The sequence below is a fragment of the Pseudomonas sp. EpS/L25 genome, assembly GCF_001512295.1.
Classification (GTDB): domain Bacteria; phylum Pseudomonadota; class Gammaproteobacteria; order Pseudomonadales; family Pseudomonadaceae; genus Chryseomonas.
In genome coordinates this window covers 422,575-434,183 of record NZ_LNUP01000018.1, presented here as the reverse complement: position 1 = coordinate 434,183, position 11,609 = coordinate 422,575, and the positions used below count along the sequence as shown (strand labels likewise).

Sequence of the window (11,609 nt, the reverse complement as noted above, 5' to 3'; positions counted from 1 at the left end):
TCACAAGCACCCACACGAATTGCTTGATTCAACTTGTTAAAGAGCAGTTGGCTGCGACCCGAGCCGCTAACCGAGGCGCGCATTCTACGCCAGCCTCACATCCTGTCAAGCGTTGATTTGAACTTTTTCGTTTCAACTCAACCACTTGCGCCACCCTGACCGGCCTAGCCAATCTCGGCAGCGGGAGGCGAATCCTACAGCATCCCGAGACGCTGTCAACCCCTCCCCTTCACTGCGCCATCACCCGAAGGCGTTGACCCAGCCGCGAGGACTCCGTGGAGCCCTCGCCCGACCCAGACCTAAGTGCTTGATTTTCAAGCCGCTTCAGCGTCTGCGCCGGAAGTGGGGCGCATTATAGGGGAGTTTCGGAACAGGTCAACAGGTTATTTCGAAAAACTCTGCATATCGACCAAAAAGGCCTGCGGAGGCCGAGCTGTCATCCATGCGAGGTAAGATGCCGTTAGACGATGTTTCGAGGACTGCATGACTTCCATCCTGGCCCGTTATCGCCAACAGCTTACCAAGACGCTTACCGACTGGTTTCCACGGACCTCGCTCTATTTGAAGGGGCCGGAGACCCCGCCTACCGGGCAGCCGCAGAAGAAGACGCGCCAACGCAAGGCCCCGGTTGCAGCTGCGACTACGGTCGAGCGCCTGCAGGGCGCCCAGGAGCAAACCACCCCCTCCCCCGCCGCGATCTATAGCAGTGACTTCAGGGCCAAGCGCGCTCAGGAGCAACGCATGAGGACGCGCGTCGAGCAGGCGGTGGCAGCAGGTGTGATACAGGCGCCCTCACCCGAGCAATGGAAGATGATCCTCGCCAAGGCACCGGCGACCAGGATCTTCGCCGGTGCCGGATCGGGCAAGACGACGACCTTGGTCCTGCGCGTGGTCTTTCTGCTCTATTACCTGGAGATCCCCCAGGAGCGCTTGACGGTCATTTCCTTTACCAAGGCCTCCTGTGAAGAGCTTCGTCGTCAGTTGCAAAGGGTACTGGCGTTCTGGGAGCAGCCATTGACGGACGAGGCAGCACGGGAACTGGTAAGGACCTTCCACTCAGCCCTGGCCCAGCTCGCCCGCAAGGAGCTGGGCGTGACACAGTGGTTCGAGCAGCTTTCTGGCCAGCCGGCGCAAGGGGATGAACCGGAAAACGGACTCCTGGCCGGTGCCACCCTGAACGATGACCAACGTGGACTGCTACTGGAAGCCTATGCCGACTGCTATCGCCAGGAGCCGGGTTTTCGTCGCCGCGTGCATCTATTGCTCGGTTTGGAGCCGCCCACCGAAGAGATCGAACCCTCTCCAGACTTGTTGCAGCCCTTCGTACTGATCGGGGAGCGTCAGCCTAGTCCCTTGCCGGAGCTGTTCTATGGTCAAGCCTGCTTCGCCGAAGCCCTGGGCATCAGGGTCGGTTCGCTGAAAAGTGCCCAGCTGGAATGCTCGACCCGGGATCGCATCTTCCTGGAGGCCATGCAGCAATTCTGGCGACAGTTCGGCAAGTTGCTGAAGGAGCGGCGCCTGATCACCTTCAACAGCGCCTTCGCCATTCTGACGGATCGCCTGCAGAAGAAGCCCAGCCGCGCACTGATCGGTCGCCTGGAGCCTTTCACCCATCTGCTGATCGATGAGTTCCAGGACATCTCCCCCCAGATCGCGCTCTGGCTGCAGCAGGTGCAACGACGCCTCGCGGAAGAAAAGGCCGGGCCTTCACTGATGGCGATCGGTGATGACTGGCAATCCATCTATGGGTGGCGGGGCAGCTCGCCCGAGCTGTTCATTCATTTCGATCGCTGGTTTCCCGGCAGCACGCCCAGCCAGGTGCTGATGCTGGGTACCAACTATCGCTCGTCTCCGCCGATCGTGGCGGATGGCGAACGACTGCTGGCCAAGGTTAGGCAGAAACAGGACAAGCGCACCCAGGCGGCCCGGGAGGCGACGCCGGAAGGTCATGGCGTGCGGGTGACGACGAGGTTCGATCTCAACCGGCAACTGCCGCTGCTGCTGGCGGAAATAGAAGCACAAAGGCGCTATGCGAGCGAACGTGAGAAGCTGGAACGCTGCGCCGTGATGATCATGAGTCGCGGCAATGCCGCGCTGAAAACGCTGAACAGCCAGCTGGAGCGCCAGCCAGGCATACGGACCTGCACCATCCATAGGGCCAAGGGCCTCCAGGCAGAAGTGGCCATCGTGCTGGACGATGGCCAACCACTCCAGCCTCATCCGCTGCGCAATGCGCTCTATGCGGCGAGCGGTCACTTCCAACAAAGCTATGACGAGGCCTGTGCGGACGAAGCCTTGCGCCTGAGTTATGTAGCGGTGACCCGCGGGGTGAGCCGGGTCTTGTGGTTCACCCGCCAGGCACAGGTGGCAGGGCTATAGTGGAATGGGCATGCTCAATCCCGGAGGCAATTGGCCGTACGCCTCATAGAGATGATGTAGCGCCATCTCCTAACCCGATTCGCCACCCGCTCGGGCGGAGTCCTCAGATATCCGGATGTCGAGGGGCCAGGCACGGGTGGCGAGTAGCCCTGCTCGCTGATCGCCCGAAACCCTTTGCCAGACACCTCGCTTGGCCCGTCACTTGCTAAATACCTCCCAAGGCCGACTGCGATTGGCCAATAACGAGCTTCGCTGCCCACTGATTATCCGCTGACCGCAGTCGCTATCCGCCGCCTGCAATCGGCAGGAAACAAAAGGGTGCGCGGGGCCAAGCCTGTGTGCAAGGAGGTAACAATGACCCAAGACGTCACGCCCTCCGCAAGCGGAGAACGCTTTCGCCAGACCAGCCTGTTCTGTTCGAACAGCCTGCAATTCCTGGTCGCGGACCGGGATGCGGCCTGTCAGGGCGTCAGCAAGGTCTTCAAGCCCCACGAGCTGAAACCGGTCCAGCGCGGTGAGGCGGTCAGCGCCAGCCTGCACCATGTCAGTCGCGGGCGGCTGTCGCTCAATCGCCTGGAGTACGGCACCGATGTCGACATCGATCCCCAGTGCCTGCAGGACTTCTACCTGATCCAGATCCCGCTGACAGGGGGCGCCGATATCCACTGTGGATCGGTGGATTTCCAGTCTTCGCCGCAGCTGGCGGCGCTATTGTCGCCGGATATGCCGGTGCGCATGAGATGGTATGGCGGCGCTGCCCAGCTGGTGCTGCGTCTGGAGCGTGCCGATCTGGAGCATCACTGTGCCCAGCATCTGCCGCAGCAGGGGCGTCTGCCGCAATTCGATCCGCGCCTGGATCTACGCCAGGCCGGCGGCGCCTACTTCCTGCAACTGCTCGGCCTGCTGATGGACGGCCTCGCCGATCCGGCGCATCCGATCCACCAGCCGCTGGTGCTCAAGCAATTCGAATCCTCGCTGCTCAATGCCCTGCTCTATGGCCAGCCCCACTCGCTGCACGGCCAGCTTGAGGGCACCCGCGAGCGCAACGTGTCGCCCTATTTCATCAAGCGTATCGAGGCCTACATCGCCGAGCACCTGCACGAGCCGCTGAGCGTGGAGACCTTGGCCGAGCATGGCGGCGTCAGCGTGCGAACCCTGTTCGCCGGGTTCCGCACCTATTGCGGCACCACGCCAATGCATTACTTGCGTGACCTGCGGCTGGAGCGGGTCAACGAGGAACTGCGCAGCGGGCGGGTCGAATCGGTCACCGACACCGCCTACAAGTGGGGCTTCGCCCACCTGGGTCGCTTCGCCCAGGAATACAAGCGCCGCTACGGCGAATCCCCTTCGGAGACCCGCCGCTTCCGCGGTGCGCTATCCGCTAATTGAGACGGCGCCCCGCCAGGGTCTGGGACGGCGTTTCGCCGAACGCCTGGCGGTAGTCGCTGGCGAAGCGCCCGAGGTGCTCGAAGCCCCAATCCAGGGCGATGCGCGAGACGCTGGCACCCCCGCGGCGCGCCAGCAGCAGGCGCCGTACCCCCTCCAGCCGCAGCCGCTTGAGATAGGCCATGGGTGGCTGACCGTGATAGCGCCGGAAGCTGGCGTAGAGCTTGGCGCGTGACACCCCGGCGATTCGCTCCAGCTGGTCCAGCGAGGGATTCTCTCGGGCGTGGGCTTCCAGGTAGCGGCGTGCCCGCAACAGGAATTCGGGATAGCCGTTCTGCGCGCCTTCCGTCAGTAGCGCGGAATAGTTGTGCGGCTGGGCCAGCAGCAGGCCCTTGAGCAGCAGCACCTCCAGGTCGTTGGCCAGCGCTGGCTGGCCGTAGAGCGCTTGCACAGCATTCCAGCCTTCCAGCAGTTGCCGCACGCCCTGCCACCAGGCCGCCACCGCGGGGCGTGCCAGCTCCATGTCGCTACAGAAACTCAGCGGCTGCTCCAGCGGGCGGCCCAACAGGCCTTCGACCACCTCCTGCAGGGCTTCGCGACGGATCACCACCTGCAGCTTGAGGCAGTCGGCGCCCATGTCCAGCCGTTGCCATTCATGGGGCGAGACCACCACACCGCATTGGCTGTCGGAGCGGATATGGGCGCCGCGGCTGGCCAGGGACTGACGCCCCTGCAGCGGCAGGCTGAGGCTGTAGGCATCCAGGGCGTCGATGCCGATCTGCACCGCGGCGCCGTAGCCGATCCGCCCCAGCACCGTGGCCCGGCCCGGCAGCCGCAGCCCTTGGTGGTGGAAACTCAATTCAGCGCCGCTGCGGGCTTCCAGGCGATGCGGACCGGCCACCGCGCTCATCCAGCGGCAGGCCTCGGCGACCTGGCCACTGTGCGTCTGCACCTCAAAATTCGTCTGCTGCATGCTGGGCTTCTCCGCTGGCTGGCTTCATGCTGCACGCCGCGTGCCGCCGCCACTATCCGCAGAGTGCAGGCCAGTCCGGCAAGCGAAAAAATCCGGCTAGCGATCAGCGAAAAAGCGGATAGAGGGGTTGGGGTGGCGGGGCTTCAATCGAGGCGAGTCTCACCCTAGAGGACACCCCTGATGAGCATCCGCAGCATTGCCCAATGGCAGGACTACATCCAAGGTTGCCTGGACTTCCGTCCGACCGACGGCGTCTATCGCATCGCCCGCGACCTCTTCACCGAACCCGAGCTGTTCGAGCTGGAAATGGAGCTGATCTTCGAGAAGGTCTGGATCTATGCCTGCCACGAAAGCGAGATCGCCAAGCCCCACGACTTCGTGACCGTGCGCGCCGGGCGCCAGCCGCTGATCATCACCCGCGACGGCAACGGCAAGTTGCATGCGCTGATCAACGCCTGCCAGCACCGCGGCGCCACCCTCACCCGCGTGGCCCGCGGCAACCAGTCCACCTTCACCTGTCCCTTCCATGCCTGGTGCTACAAGAGCGATGGGCGACTGGTGAAGGTCAAGGCGCCGGGCGAGTATCCCGATGGCTTCGACAAGGCCACCCGCGGCCTGAAGAAGGCACGCATCCAGAGCTACAAGGGCTTCGTCTTCGTCAGCCTGGATACCCAGGGCAGCGATTCGCTGGAAGACTACCTGGGCGATGCCAAGGTCTTCTTCGACATGATGGTGGCCCAATCACCCACCGGCGAGCTGGAGATCCTGCCGGGCAAGTCCACCTACACCTACGACGGCAACTGGAAGCTGCAGAACGAGAACGGCCTCGACGGTTATCACGTCAGCACCGTGCACTACAACTACGTCTCCACGGTGCAGCACCGCCAGCAGGTCAACGCCGAGAACGGCGGTGCCAGCAGCACTCTGGACTACAGCAAGCTCGGCGCCGGCGATGCCGAGACCGACGATGGCTGGTTCTCCTTCAGGAATGGGCACAGCCTGCTGTTCAGCGACATGCCCAACCCCACGGTGCGCCCCGGCTACGCCAGTGTGATGCCGCGTCTGGTCGAGGAATACGGCCAGGCCCGCGCCGAATGGATGATGCACCGCCTGCGCAACCTCAACATCTACCCCAGCCTGTTCTTCATGGACCAGATCAGCTCCCAGCTACGCATCGTGCGGCCGCTGGCCTGGAACAAGACCGAGATCATCAGCCAGTGCATCGGCGTCAAGGGCGAGGCGCCGGCAGACCGCACCAATCGCATCCGCCAGTTCGAGGACTTCTTCAACGTCTCCGGCATGGGCACGCCCGACGACCTGGTGGAGTTCCGCGAGGCTCAGCGTGGCTTCCAGGCGCGTCTGGAACGCTGGAACGACATCTCCCGCGGCCAGCATCGCTGGGCCACCGGCCCGACCGTGAACAGCGAGGCGCTGGGCATCCAGCCGGTGCTCACCGGTACCGAGTTCACCCACGAAGGCCTCTATGTGAACCAGCATGGCGCCTGGCAGCGCTTCCTGCTCGACGGCCTGGCGCACAAAGCCCTGCAACCGACGGAGGTGTCGGCATGAACCCCACTCTGCAATACGCCGTGGAACAGTTCCTCTATCGCAAGGCCGCGCTCTGCGATGCCCAGGACTGGGATTCCTACCTGGCGCTGTTCGATGCCAACAGCGTCTTCCACCTGCCGCAGTGGGTCAGCGAGCACGAGTACGTGACCGATCCCACCCAGGGTCTCTCCTACATCTACTACGCCGATCGCTCCGGCCTGGAGGACCGGGTGTTCCGCCTGCGCACCGGCAAATCGGCCGCCTCCACGCCGCTGCCGCGTACCCTGCACCAGATCAGCAACATCCGTGTCACCCAGGGTGACGACGGCCTGCTGGAGGTACGCGCCGGCTGGCTGACGCTCTACACCCGGCACGGCGTTTCCGAGCAGTTCCATGGCCAGGTGACCTACCACCTGCGCGAGGTGGACGGCGACTTCCGCATCGCCCGCAAGCAGGTGCTGCTGCTCAACGACGTCATCAACTCCGTGCTCGACTTCTACCACCTCTGAGGCCACCGTCATGAGCCACAACGTCGCTCTGAGCTTTGCCGACGGCAAGACGCTGTTCATCGCGGTGAAGCCCAACGAACTGCTGCTGGACGCCGCCCTGCGCCAGGGCATCAGCCTGCCGCTGGACTGCCGCGAAGGCGTCTGCGGCACCTGCCAGGGGCGCTGCGAAGCCGGCGCCTACAGTCAGGATTACGTCGACGAGGAAGCCCTCAGCGAACGTGACCTGGCGCAGCGCAAGATGCTCGCCTGCCAGACCCGGGTTACCTCCGACGCCGCCTTCTACTTCGACCATGACTCCAGTCTCTGTCATGCCGAAGAACCCGAGCGCATCGCCGCCCAGGTGACCTCGGTGGAGCTGGTCTCGGCCACCACCGCCATCCTGCATCTGGACGCCAGTACCGCGCCGCGACAGCTGCAATTCCTGCCCGGCCAGTACGCCCGGCTGCGCATCCCCGGCACCGACGACTGGCGCGCCTACTCCTTCGCCAACCGGCCCAATGCGCAGAATCAGCTGCAATTCCTCATCCGCCTGCTGCCGGACGGGGTGATGAGCAACTTCCTGCGCGAGCGCTGCCAGCCGGGCCTCACCCTGGAGCTGGAAGCCCCGCTGGGCAGCTTCTATCTGCGCCAGGTGGAGCGGCCGCTGGTGCTGGTGGCGGGTGGCACGGGCCTGTCGGCCTTCCTTGGCATGCTCGACGAGATGGCCGAGAACGGCGGCTGCGGCCAGCCAGTGCGGCTGTTCTATGGCGTGACCCAGGAACAGGATCTCTGTGAAGGCGCCCGCCTGGAGGCCTATCGCGAACGCATCGCCGACTTCGATTATCAGCCGGTGGTCAGCCAGCCGAGTCCGGCCTGGCAGGGGCTGAGCGGCTATATCCCCGAGCACTTCGACCGGCGCTTCCTCACCGACCAGGCCTGCGACCTCTACCTCTGCGGCCCGCCGCCGATGGTCGAGGCGGTCAAGACCTGGCTCGATCAGCAAGGGCTGGGGGCGGAGACGCGGTTGTACAGCGAGAAGTTCTTGCAGAGTGCGTCCATGCGGTGACGCTGCGCAGCCTCATCCAGGAAGCCCGACAGCTCGCCTGCCGGGCTTCGCCTTTGTAGGTTGGGCAGAGACAGCTTTACCGTCGAAGCTCAACGATCCCCTCTTCCAGCAGCACCAAACGGCGTCCCCCGCTTGGCCTGATCGCCTGGGGAAGCCTTCTCTGTTGGGCTTCGCTGCGCTCAACCCAACCTACACCTCAACCCTGTCGTAGGTTGGTCTGAGACGGCTCCGCCGTCGAAGTCCAACAGCCCCCACTTCCGGCAGCATCAATCGATCTCCACTCGGCCTGGATCGCCTGGCAGGGCCTTTCTGTCAGGCTTCGCTGCGCTCAGCCGAACCTACCGCTGCCCATGACAGTCACCACTCCATCGCGGCCATGGCGGTCTGCCGTTACGGCCGCTCCTACGGATACAGCGAGCGCGGCCATGGTAGTCCCAAGACAGTTGTTACCAAGGTGAGGGCCAGGATCTTACCGGGGCTAAGGAGGCCGAACGCCTGCTCAGCCAGCCCCCTCTCCCCTCGGGAGAGGGTTGGGGTGAGGGCACGCCTCGCAGGAGTTCCCAGTGGAAAAGGCTACGCCGTTTTCCACCCTACGGTTATCGCGAGTTCTACAGAGGCGAGAGCGGTCGCAACGGCGTACCGCATGTCCAACTCCCTAAGCACGCTATAGCCGTAGGAGCGGCCCATGGCCGCGATGGACCGGAGTTCAGAATGAGACGGCGCAAACTTTTAATACCAACATGACCCATGCCTTAGGCGTCATACCGCATCATCTTTCGCTACGTCTGCATCGCCCGGAAGGGCCCTTTGTTGGGCGTCGCTGCGCCCAGCCTAACCTACGCGGGATCTTCCCGCCCAAATGCCGGGCAAAAAAAGAAGCCTGCCATCCCCGGCAGGCTTGAAAAGGACGAAGGGAGCTGAACTCCGTCCGGTCAGAAGTGATGGATGTAGCGCACCTGCACCCGACTGCCCTCCGGACGGTTCTCCGCGTCCTGTTCGAAATAGGCGTTGGCCACCAGGTGATCGTTCTTGGAGAAGCTGTACATGGCGCCGGGACCGATGGCCCAGACCTTCTCCCGGCGCCCGGAGACGTCGTGGCCGTCGACCTGGGTGTCGGTGATCTGCTTGAGCCAGTAGCCGTTGATGCCCAGGCGCAGTTGCGGGGTGACCGCGTATTCGGTGGCGAAATTGGCGTGCAGCGCCTGGCCGGCCTGGATGTCGGAGACGTCGCCAAAGGCGTAGTTCGGCTTGTCGTTCTTGAAGTTGTAGAGGTAGTGGGCACGCACCGACACGGTCCAGTCGGGGGTGAACCAATAGGTGCCCGCCCAGTAGGGATTGAACGACCAGGCGTGGTTGCCAGGGTTGATGTCCTTGTCACGGTCGTATTCGCCAGTGGGGATGTTCACCTGCAATTCGACGCGCTGGACGAAGCGCGGCCCACTCGGCCCCATCAGCGGATCGAATTGGATGAAGGGTCCTACGAGCAGATCGCCCATGCCGCCCTGGTCCTTGAGCGCGGCATTGTTCAGGCCGTCGTCGACCTTCATCCGCGTCACCAGCGGTAGCAGCATATTCAAACCCAGGTTGCCGTTGCCCAGCCGCAGGTCCGACACATAGCTGAGCTGGGTCACCGACACCTGGTAGTCCAGCTCGGTCTTGGGCAGCCCCAGCTTGTCGCCATTGCGATCCACCAGCCGGTCGCTGCTGTAGTTCTGGAAGTATTGTTGCAGGTACCAGCCGTTGCCGGCCGGCAGGCCGCCGTCGAGAAAGCTGGTGAGACCGAGGTTGACCACCGGCAGGTCATAGGCCTGGGCGGTCCCGGCCACCAGGGCGCCGGCGAGGGAAAGATAGCGAATCCGGGTCATGCAAGGCTCCTTGAATACGGCTGTTCGTGCTCGCGAAAGGCAGATTCGGAAGGGCAGCGCCCGCCGATCGAGAGGCATCGACGGGGGCTGCCGGGGCTCAGGCGCCCAGCGCCGGATGCGCGCTGGCGACCCGGTACTGGCCGGCGTGGAAGACCAGCGGTTCGCCGCCGCTGTGTCGGTAGTGCTCGATCTCGCCGAGGAAGATCAGGTGGTCACCGCCCTCGTACTGCACGTGGTTGCGGCAGATCAGGGTGGCCACCGCCTCCTCCAGCAGCGGCACCCCCGCGGTACCCTCGACGTGGGCGATGTCGGCGAACTTGTCCTCCGCCGGCCGCGCGAAGTGGCCGGAGAGCTGGTGCTGTTCGCTGCCCAGCACGTGGATGGCGAAGTGGCTGGCGGCGAGGAAATCCGGCAGGCTCGGCGCCTGGCGCGCCAGGCTCCAGAGCACCAGCGGCGGCTCCAGGGACACCGAGGAGAAGGAGTTGGCGGTCATGCCTACCTTGCGCCCGTCACGGCCGCGGGTGGTGATCACGGTGACACCGGTCGCGAATTGGCCCAGCAGGTTGCGCAGCGCCCGTGGATTGGTCGGGTCGGCGGCGATGAGATCCAGAGCATCTAGGGTCATGGTGGGCTCCTCAGGCAGCCTGGCTCAGGTGTTCACGCAGGAAGCCCTGGCAGGCCTCCGCCTCGAACCACCAAGGGGCGAAACGACGGGGATCGTCGAAGGCGTTGACGATGCGCGAGGCGATGGCGTGGGACTGGCTGGCGGCGCCGAGCAGGTCGAGGAGGTGCGGCGGCGGTGGGGTCAGCAGGCTGTTGGTCCACTTCACCACCTGGCCGGCATAGTCCCAATAGCGCTCGAAGGTCTGGTGCATCCAGTCGGGGGTGAAGGCCGCCGCGCCCTGGGTGAGGATGGCGTCCAGGTAGACCTTGCTGCACTTGGCGGCATTGTTGGAGCCCTGGCCGGTGATGGGATCGTTGACCACCAGGGCGTCGGCCATGCCGAACACCGGCCGGCCCGAGGGCAGGCGCAGCACCGGCTTGCGCACCATGGGCGTGAAGCGCCCGGCCAACACACCGCCGGCGTCGGTCAGTTCCAGCTTCCGGCAGCGCTCAGCTTCCCAGGGGGCGAAGCGGCGGACGATCTCCAGGCTACGCTCCAGATGTTGTTCCGGCGAGGTGACGTCCTGCCAGCAGTCCATGGGGCCGCCGGGAATGCCTTCGAACACCATGATCTCGCAGGGCCCGCTCAGGGTCAGGGCCGGGAAGACGAAGTACTCACCCACGCCAGGGATGAGATTGAAGGCCACCCGCGAATAGGGCGACATGGGCGTCATGCCCTTCACGTAGGTCAGCGCCAGGGCACGTTGCGGCTGCTGGAACACGGTGCGCTCGGTGTCGCGGGGAAAGAGATTGACCACCTCGCCCTTGCCCGCGGCGAGCAGGGTCAGGTCATGGCTGGCGGCCAGGGTTTCCAGCTCGGGCAGGCCGACGTCCTCGATCACCAGCTCGCCACCGCGGCGCTCGAATTCGTCCATCCAGGCTGGCATCTTCAGGCGCTGGTCCACTGCCTGGGCATAGCGCTCCAGGCGGGCGCTCCACTGGAAGGCGGGACGGTCGGGGTGCACGGGATCGGGAACGGCCAGGCCAACGCCCTCCACCGCCGGGCACTGGTCTTCCCAGAAATTCAGCCCCAGGTCGCGCTCGGTCTGCAGCGAGGTGTTGAACATGCACTGGCTGGACATCACCTTGCCCGCGCGCACCTGTTCGCCGGTGCGATTGGTGGTGAGGGTGACGTGATAACCCTGGGCGAGCAGACCCAGGCCCAGTTGCAGGCCGGCCTGGCCGGCCCCGACGATGGCGATACGACGCATGGAGGTTCTCCGGGGAATCGAGTGACGGGT

Annotated in this window: 9 protein-coding genes; 5 read left to right on the top strand and 4 right to left on the bottom strand. The window is 64.5% G+C overall.

What is annotated here, in order from left to right:
* Positions 1-483 precede the first annotated feature (483 nt).
* Positions 484-2,379 carry a UvrD-helicase domain-containing protein gene (locus AR540_RS24355; protein WP_059232529.1) on the top strand — a complete coding sequence of 632 codons (1,896 nt, stop codon included), beginning with the start codon at positions 484-486 and terminating at the stop codon, positions 2,377-2,379.
* Between the two features lie 354 nt (positions 2,380-2,733).
* Positions 2,734-3,768 (top strand): AraC family transcriptional regulator, encoded by a 1,035-nt coding sequence (locus AR540_RS24350; protein ID WP_059232528.1) that lies wholly within the window; start codon positions 2,734-2,736, stop codon positions 3,766-3,768.
* On the opposite strand, the gene AR540_RS24345 is transcribed toward AR540_RS24350, so the two are convergent.
* Positions 3,761-4,738, bottom strand: a complete 978-nt coding sequence (locus AR540_RS24345) for an AraC family transcriptional regulator (protein ID WP_059232527.1) — start codon at positions 4,736-4,738, stop codon at positions 3,761-3,763. The two genes, AR540_RS24350 and AR540_RS24345, sit on opposite strands and share 8 nt — an antisense overlap.
* Positions 4,739-4,918: 180 nt before the next feature.
* On the opposite strand from AR540_RS24345, the gene antA reads away from it, so the two are divergent.
* The 3 genes from antA to antC are packed head-to-tail and all read left to right on the top strand — an operon-like array spanning position 4,919 to position 7,840.
* The gene (gene antA, locus AR540_RS24340) at positions 4,919-6,307 is read left to right on the top strand and encodes an anthranilate 1,2-dioxygenase large subunit (protein ID WP_059232526.1); all 1,389 of its coding nucleotides are present in this window, start codon (positions 4,919-4,921) and stop codon (positions 6,305-6,307) included.
* Positions 6,304-6,795, top strand: a complete 492-nt coding sequence (antB, locus tag AR540_RS24335) for an anthranilate 1,2-dioxygenase small subunit (RefSeq protein ID WP_059232525.1) — start codon at positions 6,304-6,306, stop codon at positions 6,793-6,795. Before antA ends, antB begins: the two co-directional genes overlap by 4 nt.
* A 10-nt stretch (positions 6,796-6,805) precedes the next feature.
* On the top strand, positions 6,806-7,840 hold the full coding sequence (antC, locus tag AR540_RS24330; protein WP_059232524.1) for an anthranilate 1,2-dioxygenase electron transfer component AntC: 1,035 nt from the start codon (positions 6,806-6,808) through the stop codon (positions 7,838-7,840).
* 932 nt (positions 7,841-8,772) lie between these two features.
* On the opposite strand, the gene AR540_RS24325 is transcribed toward antC, so the two are convergent.
* The 3 genes from AR540_RS24325 to AR540_RS24315 all read right to left on the bottom strand — a co-directional run bounded on the left by AR540_RS24325 (position 8,773) and on the right by AR540_RS24315 (position 11,579).
* Entirely contained in the window at positions 8,773-9,705 is a 933-nt protein-coding gene (locus AR540_RS24325) for a SphA family protein (RefSeq protein WP_059232523.1), read from the bottom strand.
* Positions 9,706-9,802: 97 nt separating this feature from the next.
* Complete coding sequence (locus AR540_RS24320) at positions 9,803-10,330, bottom strand: flavin reductase family protein (RefSeq protein ID WP_059232522.1); 528 nt, start codon at positions 10,328-10,330, stop codon at positions 9,803-9,805.
* Between the two features lie 10 nt (positions 10,331-10,340).
* Positions 10,341-11,579 carry a styrene monooxygenase/indole monooxygenase family protein gene (locus AR540_RS24315; protein WP_059232521.1) on the bottom strand — a complete coding sequence of 413 codons (1,239 nt, stop codon included), beginning with the start codon at positions 11,577-11,579 and terminating at the stop codon, positions 10,341-10,343.
* Between the last annotated feature and the right edge of the window lie 30 nt (positions 11,580-11,609).